Origin of the sequence: Microvirga sp. KLBC 81, assembly GCF_003075415.1 — a bacterium.
Lineage (GTDB): Bacteria > Pseudomonadota > Alphaproteobacteria > Rhizobiales > Beijerinckiaceae > Microvirga.
This window is the reverse complement of the sequence record NZ_QDAH01000006.1, coordinates 41330-64575: the sequence shown is the minus strand read 5'-3', so window position 1 is coordinate 64575 and position 23246 is coordinate 41330. Positions and strand designations below refer to the sequence as shown.

15 protein-coding genes, 1 tRNA gene and 1 pseudogene are annotated in these 23246 nt (G+C 59.3%); 12 read left to right on the top strand and 5 right to left on the bottom strand.

Annotation, left to right across the window (positions count from 1 at the left end; genetic code table 11):
• The first annotated feature begins 24 nt into the window (after window positions 1-24).
• The 6 genes from DC522_RS06425 to DC522_RS06400 all read left to right on the top strand — a co-directional run bounded on the left by DC522_RS06425 (window position 25) and on the right by DC522_RS06400 (window position 7297).
• Window positions 25-98: transfer RNA gene (locus DC522_RS06425), tRNA-Gln, on the top strand.
• Window positions 99-413: 315 nt separating this feature from the next.
• Window positions 414-935, top strand: coding sequence for a hypothetical protein (locus DC522_RS06420; RefSeq protein WP_116527868.1), 522 nt, complete (start codon window positions 414-416; stop codon window positions 933-935).
• Window positions 907-1425, top strand: a complete 519-nt coding sequence (locus DC522_RS06415) for a DNA cytosine methyltransferase (protein WP_256369841.1) — start codon at window positions 907-909, stop codon at window positions 1423-1425. The genes DC522_RS06420 and DC522_RS06415 overlap by 29 nt, the downstream gene beginning before the upstream one ends.
• Window positions 1426-1867: 442 nt before the next feature.
• Window positions 1868-2620 carry an ImuA family protein gene (locus DC522_RS06410; protein ID WP_116527866.1) on the top strand — a complete coding sequence of 251 codons (753 nt, stop codon included), beginning with the start codon at window positions 1868-1870 and terminating at the stop codon, window positions 2618-2620.
• Window positions 2538-4043 carry a DNA polymerase Y family protein gene (locus DC522_RS06405; RefSeq protein ID WP_116527865.1) on the top strand — a complete coding sequence of 502 codons (1506 nt, stop codon included), beginning with the start codon at window positions 2538-2540 and terminating at the stop codon, window positions 4041-4043. Before DC522_RS06410 ends, DC522_RS06405 begins: the two co-directional genes overlap by 83 nt.
• Entirely contained in the window at window positions 4040-7297 is a 3258-nt protein-coding gene (locus DC522_RS06400) for an error-prone DNA polymerase (RefSeq protein WP_116527864.1), read from the top strand. The genes DC522_RS06405 and DC522_RS06400 overlap by 4 nt, the downstream gene beginning before the upstream one ends.
• A gap of 678 nt (window positions 7298-7975) precedes the next feature.
• Here DC522_RS06400 and DC522_RS06390 read toward each other — a convergent pair.
• A pseudogene (locus tag DC522_RS06390) lies at window positions 7976-8137 on the bottom strand (IS5/IS1182 family transposase); the annotation flags it as partial.
• A 115-nt stretch (window positions 8138-8252) separates the two neighbouring features.
• Between DC522_RS06390 and DC522_RS06385 the strand changes: the two are divergent.
• The 4 genes from DC522_RS06385 to DC522_RS06370 all read left to right on the top strand — a co-directional run bounded on the left by DC522_RS06385 (window position 8253) and on the right by DC522_RS06370 (window position 11512).
• Window positions 8253-8735, top strand: a complete 483-nt coding sequence (locus DC522_RS06385) for a MaoC family dehydratase (protein ID WP_116527862.1) — start codon at window positions 8253-8255, stop codon at window positions 8733-8735.
• 179 nt (window positions 8736-8914) lie between these two features.
• The gene (locus tag DC522_RS06380) at window positions 8915-9838 is read left to right on the top strand and encodes a S1C family serine protease (RefSeq protein ID WP_116527861.1); all 924 of its coding nucleotides are present in this window, start codon (window positions 8915-8917) and stop codon (window positions 9836-9838) included.
• Between the two features lie 256 nt (window positions 9839-10094).
• Entirely contained in the window at window positions 10095-10406 is a 312-nt protein-coding gene (locus DC522_RS37185) for a LuxR C-terminal-related transcriptional regulator (protein ID WP_205769529.1), read from the top strand.
• Window positions 10407-10489: 83 nt separating this feature from the next.
• Window positions 10490-11512 carry a S1C family serine protease gene (locus DC522_RS06370; RefSeq protein WP_116527860.1) on the top strand — a complete coding sequence of 341 codons (1023 nt, stop codon included), beginning with the start codon at window positions 10490-10492 and terminating at the stop codon, window positions 11510-11512.
• 78 nt (window positions 11513-11590) lie between these two features.
• Here the strand turns inward: DC522_RS06370 and DC522_RS06365 are convergent, their stop codons facing one another.
• The 3 genes from DC522_RS06365 to DC522_RS06355 all read right to left on the bottom strand — a co-directional run bounded on the left by DC522_RS06365 (window position 11591) and on the right by DC522_RS06355 (window position 17274).
• Window positions 11591-12820 carry an adenylate/guanylate cyclase domain-containing protein gene (locus tag DC522_RS06365; protein WP_205769525.1) on the bottom strand — a complete coding sequence of 410 codons (1230 nt, stop codon included), beginning with the start codon at window positions 12818-12820 and terminating at the stop codon, window positions 11591-11593.
• Between the two features lie 93 nt (window positions 12821-12913).
• Window positions 12914-16099 (bottom strand): efflux RND transporter permease subunit, encoded by a 3186-nt coding sequence (locus tag DC522_RS06360; RefSeq protein WP_116527858.1) that lies wholly within the window; start codon window positions 16097-16099, stop codon window positions 12914-12916.
• A gap of 23 nt (window positions 16100-16122) precedes the next feature.
• On the bottom strand, window positions 16123-17274 hold the full coding sequence (locus DC522_RS06355; RefSeq protein WP_205769524.1) for an efflux RND transporter periplasmic adaptor subunit: 1152 nt from the start codon (window positions 17272-17274) through the stop codon (window positions 16123-16125).
• A 729-nt stretch (window positions 17275-18003) separates the two neighbouring features.
• Between DC522_RS06355 and DC522_RS06350 the strand changes: the two genes are divergently transcribed.
• Entirely contained in the window at window positions 18004-18642 is a 639-nt protein-coding gene (locus tag DC522_RS06350; protein ID WP_116527857.1) for a LysE family translocator, read from the top strand.
• 876 nt (window positions 18643-19518) lie between these two features.
• On the opposite strand, the gene DC522_RS06345 is transcribed toward DC522_RS06350, so the two are convergent.
• A complete protein-coding gene (locus tag DC522_RS06345; RefSeq protein WP_116527986.1) occupies window positions 19519-20490 on the bottom strand; it encodes a crotonase/enoyl-CoA hydratase family protein in 972 nt (323 codons plus the stop codon).
• 541 nt (window positions 20491-21031) lie between these two features.
• Between DC522_RS06345 and DC522_RS06340 the strand changes: the two genes are divergently transcribed.
• A complete protein-coding gene (locus tag DC522_RS06340) occupies window positions 21032-23203 on the top strand; it encodes an EAL domain-containing protein (RefSeq protein ID WP_116527985.1) in 2172 nt (723 codons plus the stop codon).
• Window positions 23204-23246 lie beyond the last annotated feature (43 nt).

Here is a 23246-nt window from a genome sequence, read left to right as displayed (position 1 = left end):
TCCAAGCGGCTCAAGGACTTATGGTGGGGGATAGTTTAATGGTAGAACAGCGGACTCTGACTCCGTTAGTCTTGGTTCGAATCCAGGTCCCCCAGCCACTCAGTTTAGCCTGCTAAATCAAGGGTTTAGCGGGTTTTTTCATGCCCAAGATCGCCGGATTTTATGTTGCAAGCCGCTGCAACACATTTCCTTCATTCACAACGGTTTCTGAAGCGTTGCATTTTGCTCCGTGCAACACGGAAGCAACACGTTTGGATCTAAACAAGATGGGAAATTGCCGGGGAACATACCAGCCAATTTGGAAAGCTACTTCCAGGAACAATCCGTCTCCGGGACACCCTGGGTGACTGTTACATCGGTACTGCAGACGCGGTCGGCGGCGAGTTTTGGAATCTCGTAGTGCCGTCGAGGACATGGACCACATCAAGTCTGATAAGCTCAAGCTGCTGCGCCGGAAGATGTGGGAGGCCAATCAAGCTGGCGTGAATCTGCGCGTCATGACGGATTACGTTGAGCGCCTCTCAGGTCCACCGCCCTCCTTCAAGCGTCGAACTGATGATCTACTCGGGTTCATCATTTCGAAAGCGCAGCCGGTCACGACGTTGGTACCGATCTCGACAAACATGAGCAAGGTCGCCCAGGCCATAACCGTCGTCTGGATCGACGATCCTAACGAGCTTCGCTTCTACATCGAATATTTGGCTGAACGTGGATTTGTGAAGGCAGGTGAGAGAGGCGCCCATCTTGATGTGCAGCTCAGGCCAGCGGCTTTCATTTATCGAGAAACCGAATTGAAGCAAGCTCTGAGTGTCCCCGCGGCTTTGTGGCCATGTGGTTCGGAAACGAAATGGGAGATCCCTGGCAGTACGGCCTTGAGCGAGCCATTACCGATGCGGGATATGAGGCATTCCGTATCGACAAGCACGAGCATGTGAACCGCATCGACGACGAGATTCTGGCGCAGATCCGCACCTCCCGGAGTGCGACATGGTTGTCGGGGGGTGGCCATGCCAAGATCTTAGTCAGGCTGGACGTGTGGCGGGAATCGGCGGTGATCGGTCCGGTCTTGTAAATGAAGTACTCCGCCTTCTCGCAGGTGCCCGCCGGAAGCCACAGTTCGTGCTAGTTGAGAATGTCGCTTTTGCTTTGCATCTCCAAAAGGGCCGTGCAGTAGACCATGTCGTCCGGCAGTTTGAGGACCTCGGTTACCGCTGGGCATATCGTATCCTCGATACGCAGGAGTTCGGCCTGCCACAGCGGCGCCGCCGGCTTTTTGTGCTTGCTGCGCGGGATCTTGATCCGGCAACTAATCTGTTTGATGGAGCATCTGAGCCCCAAATATTTGTGGAGCCGAAGCAAATTGGATTTTACTGGACGGAAGGGAACCGGGGGATCGGCTGGTCTCCTGAAGCTATCCACCCCTAAAGGGAGGCTCTGGGCTGCCTATCCCATCTCCACCAGCATTGTGGGACCGTACCCGCCGTACTTTCTTCTGCCCGAGGCGTGAGGATGCCGAAAGGCTCCAAGGCTTTAGCACGTGTTGGACTGCTCCGGTCGCGGACAGTGGGCTTCCAGATCGTGTTCGCTGGCGCCTTGTAGGCAATGCAGTCAGCGTTCCTGTAGTGCTTTCCAATTCATATGGAATTTATCTCCATCCATTTGAGTTGACTCTCCTCCAACTGCTGAATCCAGTAACCCTATTAGAGTAAGGCGGTTAGATGTAGACATGGGTATATAAGAATGTTTGCTCAGGCCAAGTAACATTCTTCTCCCCACAATTAACAGGCTTTCCGCGTCAGATTGACTCTGAGACAAACGAGAACATACTAGGAACATCTTGAAACGACGGACAGGTTGGGCAAGGCGCATGCGTGCCGGGCAACAGACAACGCTTGCCGATTTGCGGCACCAGATTGAGCGCCTCGAGAGTGGGCGCCTCCGGCGCCGCCCCCTACCCTTCGCCATTGCTGCCATTGATCAGCGCCTTCCTCAAGGTGGTCTCGCCCTTGGAGCGCTGCACGAGATGATCGAAGGAGGTCCTGCCGCCGAGTTCGCCGGCACCGCGACCCTCTTCGTCGCCGGGATCGCCGCCCGTCTCAAAGGGCCGGTGCTCTGGTGCCTCAGCCGTCGTGATCTGTTCGCTCCCGGTCTGATGAGTGCAGGCCTGCACCCTGACCGTGTCATCTACGCAGAGACCTTTCGCGAGCGTGAAGTGCTGGCTGCCATGGAAGAAGGCCTGCGGGAGCAGGGCCTAGCAGCCGTAATCGGTGAAGTGACGCGGCTTGGGCTGACAGCATCCCGCCGCCTGCAGCTTGCGGCCGAGGCATCTGGCGTGCCGGCTCTTGCGCTCCGACGCTGGTGGACGGTCGCCGAAAAGGAGCTGACCGGTCTTCCCTCTGCAGCGGTTACGCGCTGGCGCATCGCTCCTTTTGCATCCCATGCCCCGCCAACACCGGGTTTAGGCCATGCCCGATGGCACGTCGAACTTCTGCGCTGCCGCGGCGGCGAACCCTATTCCTGGATTGTTGAGGCATGCGATGCGAAGGGTCGTCTCGCTCTACCTTCCGACTTGGCCGACCGATCGGATCAGGCGCCGCAACGGCGCGCCGCCGCCGGATGAGCCTCTCGTTACCGTAAAAACGGAAGGATCGCGCCGCCTGGTCGGCGCTGTAGACCAAGCTGCATACCGCCTTGGTCTGCGTCCTGATCAGACGATCACCCACGCTCAGACATTGGTGCCGAACCTGCACATTGTCGAAGCGAGGCCGGAAGAGGACGAGGCCTTGCTTATTGAGTTGACGCGGTGGTGCATCGGCTACTCGCCCATCGTCGCTCCCAATCCTCCTGATGGCGTGTGGATCGACATTGCCGGCGCGGCCCATCTGTTCGGCGGCGAGGACAAGCTGGTGAGGCACCTCGTCAATCGCCTCACGACCCAAGGCATCCATGCCGCTGCCTGCGTGGCTGATGCACCAGGCACTGCGTGGGCCGTTGCGCGATTTGGCAGGGAGATTGTCGTTCCATCAGGTCGCGCCATTGAAGCCGTCGCCAGCCTGCCAATCCCCGCCTTACGTCTGCCAGTCGCAACAATCGAGGCGCTCCATCGTCTAGGGATCGAACGAATTGGCCAGCTCGCGGCCATGCCGCGCGCGCCGATGGTCCGCCGCTTCGGCAAGGATGTGGCGCTCCGGCTCGACCAAGCCTTCGGCCATGTCTTTGAGCCGCTCAACCCACTTATTCCCAAGGAAACGCCGATGCAGCGCGTGTCCTTCGCCGAGCCGGTCGGAAGGCTTGAGGATCTGCAAAGTGTGGTGAGGCGGCTTACCGAGCGGCTCTGCCGCGATCTCGAGCGCACAGCTCTTGGCGTACGCCGTCTCGATCTCGTGTTTGAGCGCATTGATCGCCGCAGTGTCGCCCTTCGGGTCGGAACGGCAAAAGCAACACGTGAGGCAGGCCATCTCGCAAAGCTCTTTGGCGAGCGTCTGCAAACCGTCGATCCCGGCTTCGGCATCGAAGCGGCGATGCTGATCGCCAGCAAGGTTGAACCGTTGAGCGAGAAGCAAGTCGCAGCAAAGGGCTTGGCTGAGGGCGATGCTCCTGATGTGGACTTGAGCCGTCTCGTTGACAGGCTCGGCGCACGGCTTGGACCCAAGCGGGTCTATCGTCTCGTTCCGGTCGAGAGCCGTATACCGGAAAGAGCTATGAAGCGCATCCCGGCTCTGACACCTCCCACCGGTGTCGTCTGGCCAGAGGCCTTGCCCCGGCCGACGCGCCTTCTCGATCCACCGGAGCCTGTGACTGCGACGGCACTACTGCCAGACCATCCGCCAGCCTTTTTCGTCTGGCGCCGCGTTCGCCATCTCGTGGTCAAGGCTGATGGACCTGAGCGCATCACGGGCGAGTGGTGGAAGTCGGAGAACGAGCGCGCTTCCCTGCGCGACTACTACCGCGTCGAAAATGAGCAGGGTGCGCGCTTCTGGATCTTCCGCGATGCGCCGGCCGATCAGGGCGGCCGTTGGTGGCTGCATGGGCTGTTCGCATGACCTATGCGGAGCTTCAGGTCACGACGCACTTCTCGTTCCTACGTGGAGCATCGAGCCCCCGCGAGTTGTTCGAACAGGCAAAGCTCCTTGGCCTTCCGGCGCTTGGGATCGTCGACCGCAATTCGCTCGCAGGTATCGTGCGCGCCTATGAGGCAGCTAAGGAAACCGGCGTGCGCCTCGTGGTCGGCTGCCGGCTCGATCTCACGGATGGCACGTCGCTCCTGGTCTATCCCACAGACTGCGCAGCCTATTCCCGCCTGTGCCGCATGCTGAGCCTCGGCAAGAGTCGGGCTGGCAAAGGCAAGTGCGCTCTCGTGTGGGAGGACGTGGAGGCCTGGAATGAGGGCTTGCTCGCAGTGCTGCTCGGCGATCATGCGGATGAGGCCTTGTCGCTCAATCTAGGTCGCTTGAAGCGCGTGTTCAGGGATCGCGCCTACATGGCGTTGATCCGCCGCTTTGCTCCCGACGAGCATCTGCGCTTGTGGCAGGTCGAGCAAGCCGCGCGGGCTGCTGGCGTGCCGACGGTCGCGATGGGCGATGTCCTCTATCATCATTCCTCGCGCCGGATGCTGCAGGATGTGGTGTCCTGCATCCGCCAGGGTTGCAGCATCGATGAGGCTGGCTTCCGGTTGGAACGGCACGCAGACCGCTTCCTCAAGGATCCGGCTGAGATGGCGCGACTCTTCGAGAGGCACCCTGAAGCCTTGGTTCGAACGGGTGAGGTCGTCCGGCGCTGCCGGTTTTCCCTTGATGAACTGCGATATCAGTATCCGAGTGAGACAGAACCAGGTGAAACCGCTCAGGAGAAATTGGAGCGGCTGACCTGGGAGGGAGCCAAGCGGCGATATGGAAAAGACCTGCCGGATCGGGTTGCCGCGCAGCTGCGGCATGAGCTCACCCTGATTGAGAGCCTGAACTATGCTCCTTACTTCCTGACCGTTCATTCCATCGTGAGCTTTGCTCGCTCCAGAGATATCCTGTGCCAGGGACGTGGCTCGGCGGCTAATTCTGCCGTGTGCTACGTGCTCGGCATCACCTCCATCGATCCCGTTCGTTCCGAGCTTCTCTTCGAACGCTTCATCTCCCAGGAGCGCAACGAGCCGCCAGACATCGACGTGGATTTCGAGCACGAGCGGCGCGAGGAGGTCATCCAGTGGATCTACGACACCTATGGCCGGAACCGAGCGGCGCTCACGGCCGTAGTAAGCTGCTACCGTGCCCGTGGGGCGGTGTGCGAGGTGGGCAAGGTCCTCGGAGTGCCGGAGGACGTGACGGGCGCCCTGTCGAGCCTAGTCTGGGGTTGGAGCGCTGACGGCGTGAGTGAGAGCGAGGTCAAGGAGCTAAACCTCAATCTCGATGATCCGCGCCTGCGCTTAACCCTGGAGCTCGCACGCGAACTTATTGGCGCCCCGCGGCATCTCTCGCAGCACCCCGGCGGCTTCGTGCTGACGCAGGATCGCCTTGATGATTTGGTGCCCATCGAACCTGCCGCGGTGGAGAACCGGCAGGTCATCGAATGGGACAAGAACGACATCGAGATCCTCAAGTTCATGAAGGTCGACGTTCTCGGTCTCGGCATGCTCGGATGCATGCGCCGCTCCTTCGAGCTTCTGCGGGAGCACAAGGGCATCCGTCACGACCTCGCGTCCATTCCGGCAGAGGATCCCGCGACCTATGCCATGATCCGTCGTGCTGATACGGTCGGCACGTTCCAGATCGAAAGCCGGGCGCAGATGGCGATGCTGCCGCGGATGAAGCCTAGGACATTCTACGATCTGGTGATCGAGGTCGCAATTGTCCGGCCGGGCCCGATCCAAGGCGACATGGTTCATCCCTATATCCGCCGGCGGGAAGGCCGGGAGGCGGTGTCCTATCCGACGCCGGAGCTGGAGCGAGTGCTCGGCAAGACGCTCGGTGTCCCGCTCTTTCAGGAACAGGCCATGCGTGTGGCTATCGAGTGCGCCGGCTTCACGCCATCAGAGGCCGACCAGTTGCGCCGCTCCATGGCGACTTTCAAGTTCAAAGGCGATGTGTCGAAGTTCCAGACCAAGCTGACCCAAGGCATGCTGGCGCGGGGCTACACGCAGGTATTCGCCGAGCGTATCTTCAAGCAGCTTGAAGGCTTCGGCTCCTACGGCTTCCCGGAAAGTCACGCCGCATCCTTTGCCCTGATCGCCTATGCTTCGTCCTGGATGAAGTGCCACCATCCGGACGTGTTCTGCTGTGCACTCCTCAACTCGCAGCCCATGGGCTTCTACGCGCCGGCGCAGATCGTACGAGACGCCAGGCAGCACGCGATCGAAGTGCGTCCCGTCGACGTGAACCATTCGCGCTGGGACTGCACGCTGGAGCCGACCGGCCGGAAGGGCCGCTTCGCCGTGCGTCTTGGGCTTCGCATGGCGAAGGGCCTCGCGAATGCCGACGGCGCCATGATCGTCCTTGCACGCAGTGATGCTGCCTTCGCCTCAATCGAGGATCTCTGGCTTCGAGCCAAGGTGCAGATGGCCTCGCTTGAGCGGCTCGCCGAGGCCGATGCCTTTGGCTCCTTAGGCCTCAATCGGCGGGACGCGATCTGGAAGATCAGCGGATTGAGCGACGCGCCCCTGCCGCTCTTCGCGGCAGCGGACGAGCGCGATAACCAGTTCCATGCGGAGGTCATCGAACCGGAGGTGTCGCTCGTGCCGATGACAGAGGGGCGAGAGGTGGTTGAGGATTACCGCTCGAAAGGTCTGACACTCAGGCATCATCCGGTCGCTTTTCTGAGAGGGGAGCTGGAGCGTCGTCGCATGATCCGCTGCACCGATCTCAAACGGATTCGTGACGGTCAACGCGTCACCGTCTCCGGCCTTGTCCTTGTGCGTCAGAAACCGGGCTCGGCCGGGGGCGTGACGTTCATGACGATCGAGGACGAGACCGATGTGGCAAACCTCGTCATCTGGCCATCTCTGTTTGAGAAGCAGCGGCGCTTGATCCTCTCGTCCGGAATGATCGCTTGCCGCGGCCGTGTGCAGAAGGAGGGCCTGGTCATTCACGTGGTGGCGGAGCACATGCTTGATCTTTCCGATCTCCTTAGGAGCGTCGGTAATCGCGAGGAGCCTTTCCCCTTGCGGCATGGACGCGGCGATGAAACCAAACACGGCAACCGCCCTAATCCTAGTGAGGCACCGGCATTGAGGCATAAACCGAGGGATGTTCATGTCCCTGACTTAGGTTTGAGCAGCGATATCAAGATAAAGACACGAGACTTTCGATAATTAGCCCTCCTGGCAGGTGCCACCCGCTCTGCAATACCTTATTTGCTGGTCGAAACCCTGGCACGGGAGGCGTCAAAGCGGCATTTTAGACAAGGGGCAAAGAGGCGAGCCATGGCAAGGCGCAGCATCCGAGCAAAATCCAACAGCGACGATTTCGAAGCTTTCCACAAAAGGTCGCGGCCCATGCTGAAGTGGCGCCGTGGGGAGATCAGGCGGATCAAGACCGCGTTCTGGCGCCGGCTGCGGGCGAAGCTTAGGAGTCAGGATAGCAGGGACCAGGATTGAGTTGCTCAGGAGGCGCCCTTGCGGCGTATTCTCTTAGGTCTGCGTTCCAGGTTCTCTCTGGCTCGTCTGATTGATTCCTGCCGCCGTTCCCCGGCCGCTAGCTCCTCGGCCGCTTCGATCCCTGTCCTCCCAGCCTGCTCATATCGCGCCGCGGCTTGGGCATCTCTGAGCTTAGGAGGCACGGCATTAGCCCAGGTCTCGATCTGCCAGCGGTGATACCGTACTACGTGTGCCCCCATATCGACCGGCGGCACCGGACAGACCTTCCTGAAGGTTTCCAATCCGATCCCAAGATATGCGCAGACCTGCTCCTAGCTGAGCAGGAGCGGCCATGCGTCGGGAATCCAGTTTAGTGCAGGACGTTTCATACCTCTCTGGTAGCCGATCTAAAGCTTAGGCCGCAGACTCATTAACGCGTAGCCAGATACGGACTGATGCGAGCTTGATGGCGGCCAGGAAGTTGTCCGGGTTCCTGTCGTATCGCGTGGCAATGCCGCGGAATTGTTTGAGCTTGTTGAAGAAGCGCTCGACCAGATTAGCAATGCGGAAGCTTGCTAACGCTCGGCCCGTACCAAAAGCGTCTATGATGAAGGTGCCGATCCGATTTGGGCGCCTGCCCCGGTGAAGCGGATGCTGCTTGGAAGCGGTAAACCAAACCCAAGGTGCTCGAATGAATAGCGAAAAACGAAATCATCTGTTTCTTGACGATCTGCATGTCGGCCAGACCTTCACGAGCCCGTCGCACCACCTTGATGCCGAGCAGATCAAACGTTTCGCGCAAGAGTTCGATCCGCAATCCTTCCACCTCGACGAGAATGCCGCCGCCCGATCGCTGTTCGCCGGTCTTGCCGCCAGCGGCTGGCACACGGCCGCTCTCACGATGCGGCTGCTCGTGAACGGCGGGGCGCCGATCGCCGGGGGTATCATTGGCGCAGCGGTTGAGATCGCTTGGCCGAAGCCCACTCGTCCCGGCGACGAGCTGCATGTCGTCAGTGAGGTCGCGGAGATCGTACCATCGCGCTCAAAGCCGGATCGGGGTATCGTGGTTTTGCGGAGCGAGACCCGCAATCAGCGCGGCGAAGTCGTTCAGGTGCTTACGTCGAAGCTCGTGGTCCCACGCCGCCAGTCCGACGCCGAGAAGTTACAGCGATAAGTGCCAAGCTCGGCCACGCGATGGTCTGCTCGCCGCGGAAAGTGCAGACACCCTCCGGTAGACCCAGTTGGGACAGCTTCCCAGACCGATTGGCTAAGGCAACACCTAGCCACCCGGTCAGTACCCGAAAAAGGCGTTTACCGGCAGGATGAGCCATGACGTGCAAAGGAGGGTATGTCATGTCCAGTCCATCATCTGACCTCTCCCTCGATGCAATTTCGAACCGGGCTGCCGATCTCCTTGACGGTGTCGCGCCAAGGCTCGTGGCGATCCATGGCCCCAGACGCAGGTCGTCGACCGGCATCATCTGGCGTCCCGGACTTGTCCTCACCGCAGAAGAGACGTTGGAGGCGGACGAGGACATTCTGCTCACTCGCCCGGATGGGAGTCGAGCGCCCGCATCCCTCGTCGGCCGCGATCCAAGCACGGACATCGCCCTCCTGCGCACCGAGGAACGACCCATTGCCGAGGTTCCCTTCAGAGAGACATCCGGGCTCCGGGTCGGGCATCTCGTTCTTGCCGCCGGCCGTCAGCCTGATGGCTTGAGTGCTGCCCTCGGCATTGTGGCTCTTGCAGGTGGCCCATGGAGGAGCCTGCGCGGCGGCCATATCGATCGCAGGCTCCATCTGGACCTCAGGCTCGATGCCCGATCCGAGGGCGGGGCCGCTCTCGATGTCAGTGGGGAGATCATCGGAATGACGGTGCTCGGGCCTCGAGGGCGCGTTCTGGTCATCCCGTCAGAGACCATCGAACGCGTGGCCCAGCAATTGCTGGAGCACGGAAGGATCGCCCGCGGCTATCTGGGACTAGGCCTTCAGCCTGTGTCGATCGATCAGACCATTGCTGATGCGGCGGGGCTCGCTGAACCGAGAGGACTGATCGTCATCAGCGTGGATTCCAATGGCCCCGGACAGAAAGCCGGAATCAAGCAAGGCGATGTTCTGATCCGATGGAATGCCGATCCCTTGTATTCGGTCCGTCGCGTTTACGCGCTCCTTGGACCTGAGAGCGTTGGTCAATCAGTTGTGCTTGGAATGTTGCGATCCGGAAAGCAGATATCACTTACCGTCGAGATTGCGGAACGCTCCAACCCTCAAGAGTGAAGCATTGCAACGCGTGGCCCTACACATCGAAGATCCAGACCTGCTCGACCGCGTCGGCACGATGTTGGCCAGCGAGCCGAACAGGGTTGAACTCGATCCAAGGGAACCTGATGTGGTGATCGCCGACCACCTGCCCGTTCGCGAAGAGGCACCAACGATCATTCTCGAAGCCCCCGTGAATGCGCTTGCGGCCCTGAGCGCTGGAGCAAGCGGAGTGCTGCCCCGCAATGTGACCATCGCGGATCTGCTGCTGGCCATGGATGCCGTGGCCCGCGGTTTCGTGATCCTCCCGCGTCATGTCCCCGGTCCGGAATTGCCCGGCGGCACACTGAGCCACCTTCCGGACAATCCCAATGACGTCCACCGCGGTTATGCGCTCACCGTGCGGGAGCTTGAAGTCCTGCGATTGCTGGCGGAGGGAGCCTCAAACAAAGTCATTGCCCGAAGGCTCGGGATCTCGTTCCACACGGCCAAGTTCCATGTTGCCTCGATCGCCGCGAAGCTTGACGCCACCGGCCGAACGGATGCCGTCGCACAGGCTGTACGCCTCGGACTCATTCTGTTGTGAGCATTGGCGGAGGCTCCGCTTTCTTGGATCAGGACCCAGCCGCCACCACATAAGACAGAACGATATAGTCATCGGAGCTTTCCATGCTCGATCGCACACCGATCTATCTTCTCAATAAAGATGATCCGCCCTCAGGGCAGCAACCGCACTCTCCTCCTCACGACGAAGTCCTGCTCGATGCCTATTCGCAGGCGGTCACCAGCGTTGTCGACCGTGTCGGTCCCGCCGTGGTCCGGGTCGAGCCACAGATTTCGGGGCGCGTAGCCGGAATGGGCTCCGGCGTTTTCATCTCCCCGGATGGTCTCCTGCTCACCAACAGCCATGTCATGCAGGGATCCCGAGAGGCCAGGTTGGTCGGCCATGATGGGCGCCCGATTCACGCGCGGATGATTGGCGACGACCCCGACACGGATCTTGCCCTGTTACGGGCGAATGGCGATAGGCTGCCATTCGCAGCCCTCGGCGACTCCAAGCGTTTGAGGCGGGGCCAAATCGCCATCGCAATCGGCAACCCGCTCGGGTTCGAGTCCACGGTCACAGCCGGGGTGATTTCAGCCCTCGGGCGAAGCCTGCGCGCGAAATCAGGGCGGCTTATCGACGACGTGATCCAGACCGACGCGGCCCTGAACCCGGGCAATTCCGGTGGACCACTCGTCGCAACCTCCGGCGAGGTCATCGGCATCAATACGGCTGTGATCATGGGCGCCCAAGGCATCTGCTTTGCCGTGGCCAGCAACACGGCAAGCTTTGTCGTCACAGAACTGATCCGTCACGGACGTGTCCGGCGGGCCTCGATCGGTGTCGCGGGTCAGACGGTGCCGCTTCCGCGGCGTGTCGCCTACGCAGCAGGATTGCCATTCAACTCCGGGGTCGTCATCGCGGCTGTCGAGCCTGACAGCCCGGCAGCAGACGCGCATCTCGAACCGGGCGACGTGATCCTCTCGCTCAATGGCGAACCAGTTGGAGGGGTGGACGATCTCGTACGGCTGCTGAACGGCGACTGTATCGGACAGACCATGGAGGTTGTGGTTCTCCGGCGCGGCGAAATGCGCTCCGTGGCGGTCACTCCGGTAGAACGCAAGATAGCGTCTGTCCGACTGAAATAACGGAAGAGAGAAACAGGCAATCCGGGATCGCATTCCCGGCATTGTTCACGACAGGGCTTGAGCCGCCGACGGATCTCCTCAAGTCCTGTCGTTGTCCATAGACTCAGGATCAAGGGTAAAGAGTTCCTGCGGCCGCTCGACACCTCTCAACGCATACCGGCCAACCGACACGAGAGCCGCCCGATCATCCTCCGACGCCGCCGAGAAGAAGGCCGAGGAGGCCAGAACGTCTCTCTCGACTGAGCGGCAAAGGGCGGCGATCCGGCTGACCTCATTCACCGCAGGACCGACAACGGTGAAATCCAGACGATCCTGACTGCCGATATTTCCATAGAAGACCTCGCCGATGTGGAGAGCAAGATAAGCATTGGTCACCGGCAGATTGCATGACGCGCGATTTTCGTTGAGCGAGCGGATACGGGCGCGCATCCGTTTTTCAGCCTCAAGAGCGCATCGGCAGGCTTGTGCAGGGTCCTCTGCTGCAAAAATGGCGAGGATACCATCCCCAATCAGCTTCAGCACATCGCCGCCGGCATCGTGTATCGATGAGACGATTGCTTCTGCATAGTCGTTCAGGAAAGGAATGATCTGCTCGGGTCCGGTGGTCTCGGTCACACGAGTGAAGCCGTGCAGGTCACTGAACCATAGAACGGCCTGGATCCTATCCGCAACGCCGCGCGCGATCCGGCCGCTCAGAACCCGACGGCCTGCATCCCGACCGAGATAGGTTGTCACGAGGGTTTCGGTGATGCGCGCGAGCGACGCACATTTCATGGCAAGAGCCAGAGGCAGCGCCAGATCGCGTAGAAGCGATACATGATCGTCCGAAAAACCGGAATCCACATCCGTCGTCCATGACGAGTAGACGCAATCCATCTCGCCAATGGAGCCCTCGGCCGCGAAACGGTGCGCGAGAGCCAGATAGTCCGTCTGTCCCTCCTCGCGCAGCTCATCCAGAACGACGAAGTCGACCGGATGCTCCGGGCCTATCCTGCGCCGGAGCATGTCGTCACCCGTGTGAAAAAGATGATAATAGGTGCTACGGCGCCAGTTCTCGGCGGCCTCGCCTTCGTTGGTGCGACCGTACTCGACTACCGGTTCGATTTCCGCCCGGTTCTTCCGCCAACGGAAGGCACGCCCCTCATAGACGGGATGCAGCGTGTCTATGATCATGTTCACCCGATTGACAGGCAGGCCCGCCTCAACCAAGCGGTCGCAGAACCCGTGCAGGATCTCCGGCTCCGTCATGCCGTTCAGCCCTGCCTCCATGACCCATCTCGTCAGGCTTGCTACTCGTGCTGCATCCACGAAAAACCTCCGTTATGTCTCGACGGCCCCAGCATCAGCGCAGGCGCGATCGTTCCATTCGCACTGTCTCCACGGCTCTGACGTCTCCCTCTCCTATTCGGCGGCAGACGGCTGAGCCCCCATCGTGCGGGATGTTTCCGGAATGGGGCGCCTGAACACCCGCAGCACGAAGAGCCGCAGGGTGACATAGAACACGGGGGTCAGGAATAGCCCGAACAGGGTCACGCCGAGCATCCCGAAAAACACGGCTGTCCCCAGCGCCTGCCGCATCTCGGCCCCTGGCCCTGTTGCGATCACGAGCGGCAGCACGCCGAGGATGAAGGCAAAGGCCGTCATCAGGATGGGGCGCAGCCTCAACCGACACGCCTCAACGACCGCTTCCACCGGTGTCCTCCCTTCGAACTCCGCCTGCTTGGCGAACTCGACGATAAGGATGGCGTTCTTGGCCGCCAATCCGACGAGAACGACGAGGCCGATCTGAGTCAGGATGTTGTTATCCTGCCCTCGCAGCATCACGCCGAGAAGGGCGGAGAGAACGCTCATCGGAACAATGAGAATGATGGCGATAGGCAAGGACCAGCTTTCATACTGCGCAGCAAGAACAAGGAACACGAAGAGCACGGACAGGGCGAAGATGAACACCGCCGTGTTGCCGGTCTGCCGCTCCTGGAAGGCCAGCTCCGTCCACTCGAAGCCCATGCCGGGCGAGAGGTTTTGACGAACCAGCGCCTCCATGGCATCGAGCGCATCCTCTGAAGACACACCCGGGGCCGCATTGCCCTGCAGCGCTACCGAGGTGAACATGTTGTAGCGCTGGATCAGGTCGGGACCGGAGACCTCCCGCATCTCGACCAGCGTGCCCATGGGCACGAGGGCGCCCATGGAGGAGCGCACCCGCAGCCGGTTGATATCCTCCTGATCGATACGAAAACGCTGATCGGCCTGAGCGCGAACCTGATAGACGCGGCCGAACGCATTGAAGTCGTTCACGTACGCCGTGCCGAGATTGATCCGGAGTGTTTCGAAGATGTTAGGGATCGGCACGTTCAGCATGCTGGCCTTCTGCCGGTCGATCTCGAGATAGACCTGCGGAGAATTGGCCGAGAATGTCGTAAAGACGCCAGCGAGGTTCGGGTTCTGCTGGGCCTGCCCCATCAGCTGGAAGGTGGCCGCGAGGATGCCGCGCACATCGTCGCCGGTCCGGTTCTGGATCTGAACCTTGAAGCCGCCCGAATTGCCGAGGCCACGCACGGGCGGTGGCGGGATGGCTATGATGAACGCCTCCTCGATCGGCTGCATGCGGGCGAAGAGATCCTCAACGATCTTGCTACCGGAATCCCCGGTCTCGATACGCTCTTCGAAAGGCTTGAAGACAGCAAAGATCGCCGCAGCGTTAGTCGCATTGGTGAAGGTGGCACCAGAGAAGCCAGAAAAGGCCGACACGCTCTGAACACCCGGCGCTTCCTGAATGATCTTGGAAGCCCTTTGCACCACCGCATCGGTGCGCGATAGGGAGGATCCATCCGGCAGCTGAACGACGACGATGGCATAGCCCTGATCCAAGGTCGGAATAAAGCCGCGCGGCACGTGGTTGACAATCCACACGGTCCCGGCAAGCAGGCCGACATAAATTGACAGTACGATCAGTTTGTGTTGCGCGACGACCTCAACCACTCTGGCATAACCATTGGACGTCGCATCGAAGCCTCGGTTGAAGCCGTTCGCCAGTGCTCTCCCAAACCGGGCAATCGGATTCCCGGAGTGCTCGTGGCTGTGCGGCTTCAACAGCATTGCGGCGAGAGCCGGTGACAGGGTGAGAGAGTTGAAGGCCGAGATCAGCGTCGACACGGCAATGGTCAGCGCGAATTGCCGGTAGAACTGGCCGGAGATGCCGGGAATGAAGGCGGTCGGCACGAAGACCGCAGCCAAGACCAGCGCGATGGCGACAAGAGCAGTGCCCACCTCGTCCATGGTGATATGGGATGCATCCCGCGGCGAGAGCCCGAGCGCAATGTTGCGCTCTACGTTCTCGACGACAACGATGGCGTCATCGACCACGATGCCGATGGCCAGCACCATGCCGAAGAGGGTCAGCGTGTTTACGGAAAAGCCAAGAGCCGCCATGAAGGCGAAGGTGCCGACCAACGAAATTGGGATCGCCACGATCGGGATGATGGCCGAGCGCCAGCTCTGCAGAAACACGAACACCACAATCACCACGAGGACTGTGGCCTCGATCAGCGTCTTGTAGACCTCGTTCACGCTCGCGGCGATGAACTCCGTGGGGTTGTAGACGATCTTGTACTCGATCCCGGGCGGGAAATTGGCCTTGAGCTGCTCCATGCTCGCGATAATCTGGTCTGCCGTCGCGAGCGCGTTGGTGCCGGGCCGGTGGAAGATGCCGAGCGCAACCGCCGGCTTTCCGTCGAGGTAGGAATTCGTCACGTAATCCTGAGCGCCAAGCTCAATGCGGGCGACATCCTGGAGCCGGACCAGACGCCCCTCGCGCGTGGCTTGCACGATGACCGACCGGAACTGGCGCGGATCCTCGAAGCGGCCCTGCGTGGTGACCGTCAGCTGAAAGGCCGCATCTGAAAGCGTCGGCTCCTGCCCGAGCGCTCCGCCCGAGACTTGGACGTTCTGCTCCTGAATGGCGCGGACCACATCGCTGGACGTCATGCCGTAAGCTGCGAGCTTCTCGGGGTCGAGCCAAATGCGTATGGAATATTGCCGCTCTCCCCAGATGATGAGATCCCCCACGCCATCGAGGCGCAGCAGGATGTCGCGCACATAGTTGCGGGCATAATTCGAGACATAGAGCTGGTCGTACGAGTCATCCGGCGAGAGCATGTGCACGACCATCATCAGGTCGGGTGAACTCTTGAGGGTTGTGACACCAAGGCGTCGCACTTCTTCGGGAAGCCGCGGCGTCGCGATGGCGACGCGGTTCTGGACAAGCACCTGGGCTTTGTCCAGATCCGTTCCCAGCTTGAACGTGATCGTCAAGGCCATGGCGCCGTCACCGGTGGAGTAGGAGGACATGTACAGCATGTCCTCGACACCGTTGATCTGCTGCTCCAGCGGGGTCGCCACCGTAGCCGCGACCGTCTGCGCATCGGCTCCCGGATAGCTGGTCCGGACCACGACTGTGGGTGGCGTGATTTCCGGATACTGCGCCACCGGCAGCGTCACGTAGGCAATGCCGCCGACGATCAGGAAAATCGCCGACAGAACGGTGGCGAAGATGGGACGATCGACGAAAAAATGAGCCATTCGCATGGGAGCGTCCTCTTGGTGAGGAATCAGGTGCCGTTCCGTTCCCGTGTCGGGGGCAACGTCGTCATCTGCGGCGTGATCGGCGCTCCGGGCCGCACCCGGACAAGGCCGTTCACGACCACCGTCTCATCGCCGGTCAGGCCGTCCCGGATGACCCTGTAGCCGTCGATCCTCGGGCCGACGCGGACTGGCTTGAGGTTGACGACATTGTTGTCGCCGACAACGTAAACCACGCGCCGGTCCTGATCGCTGCCGATCGCCTCGTCGGGCAGGAGAATGCCCCTGTAGGGATCTGAGGCTCCGACCGTCACGCGCCCGAACAAGCCGGGCGTCAGCAACATATCCTTGTTGTCGAAGACAGCTCGGGCGCGGATCGTGCCGCTTGCCTCATCCAGCCGGTTATCGACAAAATCGAGCTGCCCCTTGCGCTGTCCGAGGCGTTCGTCCGTCAAGGTGAGTAGAACTTCGTTGGTCTCCCCATTGACGGTGGTCTTCGTTCCTCCGTGGGTCTGGCGCGAAAAGGCCAGAAACGAACGCTCGTCGACGTCGAAATAGAAGTGGATCGGTTGGAGTGAGAGGACATTCGTCAGGACTGTTTCGTTGGCATTGACGAGGTTGCCCTCGGAGACGATCTTGCGGGAGATCTTCCCCGACAAGGGAGATTTTATCTCCGTGAATTCCAGATCGAGCTGGGCCTGTCGCAAGGCTGCCTGTGCACGATCGAGCTCGGCCTTCGCAGTCAGGAATGACTGCCGCCGCTGGTCATGGAGCTGGTCGGTGATATTGCCGGTGCGGCGCAGCTGCTCGGCCCGGTCGAGGTCGCTCTGCGCGAATTCCATGCGGACCTGGGAGGAGGTAACCGCAGCCCGCGCCTGCTCCAGAGCATTTCGGTAAGGCCGCGGATCGATGGTGAAGAGGAGGTCTCCCGTCTTGACGAAGGTCCCGTCCTGGAAATGCACCTTGTCGAGATAACCCGAGACCCGCGCTCGAATATCGACCTGATCGATGGCCTCGAACCGTCCGATAAAATCAGTTCGCTCGACAATGTTCCTAACTACCGGCTTCGCAACAGTCACAGGCGGTGCTTGCGCCGGCCCCCCTTGAGCGAGAACCGGGCTGAAGACAGCCAGCCATCCAATGACGATACCCAGAACAACCACAGACCGGAGACAACGCATGCAAACCTCCTGATCGGCATTATCAATGCAGCATTATACGTCCACTTTTGTTCGTGGCTTATCGCAATGGGGAGAAGACGAGCTTCACTTACCTTACATTGTCATACCATGCATTTTCGTGACGGCGGAAGGTAACGCAATGATCGTGCGCATCTATAGCGCAATCAAACGTTTACCTTGCGCCAGGAAGCTGAGCAGGAGAACCAGCCGAAACGTTGTTGTTGATAATAGAGCCCTGCCTGATGCCAGTCACCTGCTCAATTGGCTAGGGTTTTCAATAGGGCCGCTCTCCATTTGCTCGACGGCGGGTCATAGAGCTTTGTCGCCGGCGGGCTTGCGACCCAGCACTCCGTCCTGGTGGTGAATGTCCTTCTTCGCGCCAAGATTCACATTGTGAACTTGTGTAAGCTAGCGGAGTTACAAGTCGACAAGCTTCGCTTCGCGTCAGGCTGCAAAAGCTCCCTGCCCTCTTCAAAGGTCCACTTACCGCCCGCAAGCTGATCAAGGCGCAAGGTCCGGGAAGTGCCGTCAGGAAACCTTTCGGCTTCACATCGTTCGTCGCGCTGAGCCCCGGCGGCTTACACGTGGAATTCGGGGGACGGCTATGAACTTTCAACCAGGTACGGGCCACGGCCTCCGCCGCCACACCAGAGGATCACACAAAGGATTCTGCTTGGCAGGAACAATCAAATGGATAAGGATGCCATCCGAATGGGAAAATGATCTACAATGACGATCCTGCCGCAATTCGAACAATTGCTTCTCGTTTATGCTGCCTATGCCATCGCGACAGCTAGCCCTGGTCCGAGCAATATGGCGATCATGGGAGTTGCCATGAGCCGTGGCCGGGCACCCGCTGTTGTTCTCGCAGCAGGGATTGTCACCGGCTCCCTCTTCTGGGCCATCCTCGCAGCAACCGGCATCTCTGCCATTCTGTCGGCTTATGCTGGCGCTCTGTTCGCCCTCAAGATCGCAGGCGGGTTGTATCTGCTGTATTTGGCCTACAAGGCCGCCCGCTCGGCTTTGTCTGCGAAAGAGCCTCAAGCCTTGTCCGTTGCCGATGGCGCGCGGGCTAACTACAGCGCCGTCTATCGTCGCGGGGTCCTGCTGCATCTGACCAATCCGAAGGCCATCCTGGCTTGGATCGCAATCATGAGCTTAGGTCTAAAGCCTGACGCATCCCCCTATGTTCTCCCGGCGATCCTTGCTGGGTGCCTCATGCTCGGCGTTATCGTTTTTGGCGGATACGCGCTGATCTTTTCTACAGGCCCTATGATTTACGCCTATCAGAAATCCAGGCGCTGGATCGACGGAACCCTGGCCGTCTTCTTCGGATTTGCCGGGATCCGTCTGCTATCCTCAAGATAGCGCCACCCCTGTTCAATCTGTCCCGTTGTCTGAGAGGGTCAGCATCGGGTCAAACTCCGAAATTGCCCTGCCCGTCAGGAACGTCCGGCGATTCCTCGTAATTCGTACTTGTCGTCCCGTTTGACCTGAGAATTGATGTAACGCGCGAGACCGAGCCGGGGCCCACCAGCGGCAGACGAGCGGAGTGCCGGGCTTGGGTTGCCAGGGCTTACGAGCGCTTTGTGCGTGATCCTGCGAGGAAACTCCAGTCGCCGAACGGACCTGGAACGTGTCTACAGTTCAAGCCGAGGTCCCACCCGACAGGTTCGGGGCGAGATACCGTGAAGGTAGAGTGGCGAGATGTCCGATCCGTCCCCAAAGGGGGGACGGTATTCTGTGAAGAGGATCTCGGCAGCGTTTGGAAGAGAAGTCCCTGAACATGCGCCCTCCGGTTCGCGAAAAGCTTGGTCAGACGCGAGAGCAGAAATAGGACGAATAGCGTCACCAACAACCCATTGTCCCGCAGGAACCGCTGCCCAAGCCTGACCTCACTCTCTGAACCTGTCAGAGGTGGTAGCGCCGCGCGCATCAGGGGCGCCGCATCTGCGACGGTTAAGAGCAGCCTGAGACCCGCTTGGTTGCAATTTCACGGAGCCGCGCCGTTGCATAAAAATCGCTCGAATGCACTGCTTCAGGTCATCTCCTGAGTTTCCCCGGCCCATATTGAATATCCGCTTTGCCACTGCAAGCAGACCTTTACGCTCAACCGTTTGAAGGTCCACTTACCCGCACGAGTTTGGACGTTCTGCCAGCTACCGCTCAGTGCGATCGACCGACTCCGCTGCCGAGATCCGAGGAAGGGTGTCGGGACTATTGCGACGCGCGACAAATCCGCCACTAATCCCCGTTGTCCAAACGACGCTCTTGTGCTGCGACAAGCCGCGCCATCTTTCGAAGGTCCTGCTCGGCTAAATTCATCGCAGCCTCAAGCCAGATATCGACAACATCCCGCAGTTCCTCATGCGTCACGGGGTCGATGCGTCTCTTGGAACGGTAAATGGCCTTATGGGCATTATACTTTCGCCTGTTACGAGCGATGTAGTCCCTTACCGCGTTCTCTCCTTGGCCGTCTTCGGCGAGCACGTCAACGACGCCGAGATGATGCAGTTCCTCAGCCGTATAGACCGTTCCGCTCATAATGAGCCTCTCAGCCGCAGCTGTGCCGATCTTACGAGAAAGGAAGCTATAGGCTCCCATTCCCGGAAAGAGGTTGAACAGCACCTCGGGCAGACCCATCTTCGCGCTCTTCTCCGCAACAAGAACATCAAAAGAGAGCGCGCATTCAAATCCGCCGCCCAGTGCATCGCCTTGAACGAGCGCGATTGTAATCAAAGGAGTGTGAAACGCCATTGCGTTTCCGTACACCACATCGATGCACGCATAGGCATATTCCCGCAGGCCTACATGATCTTTGCGCCTGATGCAGTCCGCAAAGTAAGCTAAGTTACCGCCAAAATTATACACGCCCGGCGTCTGAGACGCGGCGACGAAGTACTCCAGGTGCTGACGCTGCTCGCGATTTCCCTCCTCTATGACCGCGCGAACGGATTCCTGCACACACATCATGTCCCGCAGGAGTTCCATCGTGATCATTGGGTGCTGGCTCGGTCGCATAGCCGCCCAATAGATCTTCTGCTCGAAATCGAGCTTAACATCAATGTAGGGCAGAAGGAGGTTTGTCTGGTTTGGCTGCGCCGGCCCATGCAGTGGCTCCGCCGGCAGAGCTGCAGGAGATGGCACTTCCCGGTAGTCGACGGATTGAACGTCAGAATAGATACGGTCATCGGATTTGACCAACGGGGATAGCATCCTGCTCTCCATCATAGAGAATTCATGTACGCAACGAGCCTAATCTCATCGCGGAACGCGTCGTTCTTTAAGGATAATGATCCTTTAACATCGATAGGGATAGTACCTCACAAGCTCTGGTGTGCGACTTGGTTAATGAAGCCACGGCTCGCTGGTCGAAAATAGCCGTAACTCACCTGACGATGGCCTCCCGCAGATTTCGCTGTCCCAGGCAAGAACCGTGGATTAACCACAATCATAAAAACATGAAGCAATATGGCATGCAGCACCTACGTTATTGCGGTATGAACGGTGCGTTCAATGCGAACGCCATACGATATTTCTCCAGGTTCGATGACAATATGTGGTGGCGTTATCTCTGCGAACGAACAGATGGTCTCAAACGAGGAACAATAACGGCGCTTTGCGTCAGGACACACCGCACGACCCGCAGAATGCCAGCAACGAAGCAGGTCCAACGCCAGAGGCGGCAACTGAGCGAACTCAGTTACGCCAGAGAATCGACGTCGCTGTAAGGCCGGGGGATGCCGGGGGGCAACATATGGCAGTTATTCTGATCCTCGATGATAAAAGCACGAACCGCAATATATACTCCCGGTTGGCCCAGACGATCGAAGACGGCGCGGTAGTGCAAGCGTTTGCCTCGCCATGTGAGGCTATCGAGTGGCTCAACGGCAACTGCCCCGATCTGATCGTGACCGACTTTCGAATGCCCGGCATGGACGGAGCGGAGTTCACCAAGCATGTCCGGAACACCGCCAATGGTGTCGATGTTCCGATCATCGTGATAACTGCCTACGATGACAGAGCCTTCCGGCTTCGCGCCTTGGAAGGCGGAGCTACGGATTTTCTGAGATCCCCTGTCGATCAATATGAGTTCATCACTCGCGCACGCAATCTCCTCAAGCTGCAACGCCAGCAGCAACAAATCAAAGGCCGCGCGCAGGCCTTGGAGCAGCAGCTTCGCATCAGCGAACGCTCTCAGGAAGAATTAGTCCGCAGCAGCCGAGAGGCACTGGCGCAGGTGATTGACACAGTGCCGGCAATGATTAGCGCAACCGACAAAGACAGTCGCATCGTGTTCGTGAATGCGTACTTTGCAGAGTTCGTCAACTCCACCCCCGAAGCTCTGACAGGAAAGTACCTGAGTGACGTCGTTAGAAGCAATAAATCGGAGTTCAGCGGGCAGGTTCAAAAATCGATCCTGAAGAACCAGCGAGCCTCTGTGAGCTTCGAAGAAAACATCACTGATGGCTCTGGTTCAGAGCGGGCGTTCATGACAACAAAGACGTCCATGCGCGAGTTTGCAGGTACTGCGACAAGTGTTCTGACGACGTCAATCGATATCAGTGAACGAAAGCAGGCGGAAGTCACATTGCGGCATATCGCGCTGCATGACACGCTGACCGATCTTCCCAATCGAAGAATGCTCAACGATTGGATCCAGAACGAGCTCTCGGACGAAAAATCCAAGTTTGCAGTGCTTTTGATCGATCTTGATCGCTTCAAAGCGGTCAACGACGCCCTCGGCCATGCTGGCGGCGACCGTATCCTCCAGCAGGTGACGAGCCGCCTGCTTGGAACCGTTTCAAGCACCGACCTCGTCGCGAGAATGTCTGGAGACGAGTTTGTTGTTGTAAAGGCAAACCTGGAAGCCACAGACGATGTCGAGAGCCTGGCGCGCAAGATCATCGACTCCCTGTCCGCACCGTTCCTGCTTGAGGGGAATGATATAAGGATAGGCTGTACCATTGGAGTAGCATTGGCTCCTCGCGATAGCCGAAGCGCTGAGAAGCTCCTGAGATACGCTGATTTGGCGATGTACCAAGCAAAGGCTGAAGGAAGGAATACGCTTCGCTTCTACTCACCTGAGATGGATACCATCTCGTGGAACAACATCGGCTTGGAGGCCGATCTCCGCAAGGCGATTGCCCAGGAGCAGTTTGTGCTTCATTATCAACCCCAGATAGATTTGGAGACAGGATCTATCGTAGGGGCTGAAGCGCTATTGCGATGGATCAGGCCGGAGTTCGGTCCTACCTCCCCGAACGTCTTCATTGACGTTGCCGAAGAAACGGGACTGATCAATGAACTCGGCGCCTGGGTTCTTGGAAAGGCCTGCACACAAGCGGCAGCTTGGCAGAACCTCGGGTACGGACCGCTACGGATCGCCGTCAACCTGTCACCCGTTCAGTTCTTGCGCCAAGATATCGTACAGCTTGTTGAAGACACCCTTAGGACAACTGGCCTGAGACCAGAGTGCCTTGAACTTGAACTCACTGAGGGCAGCCTTCTCAAGGACGTCGAACGAACCAAGCTGATACTCCAGAATGTCAAGAAACTTGGGGTGAGAGTAGCCATCGATGACTTCGGGGTGGGCTTTTCTTCCCTTAGCTATCTGAAGAACTTTGCGGTCGACACGTTGAAGATTGACCGATCATTCATCTCGAGTCTCTTGGCTGGAAGCCGTGACGAGGCAATTGTCAGAGCAATCATCTCCTTGGGAAAAAGCCTTGACCTGAGAGTGGTTGCGGAGGGCGTTGAGTCCAGCCCTCAGCTTGCGTGCTTGCTCAGTCATTACTGCGACGAGGCACAGGGATATCTGTTCAGCCGGCCTGTACCGCACGACGTATTTGAGGCTCTGCTCAAAGAGAGCCCACGATATCTGCTACCTAAACAGAGCGTACCAGCTCAGAAGGTACAGGGCTTGTGATCGTCAGAATTCTATCGCGTCTGAAGAGCAGTCCCGATCGTGA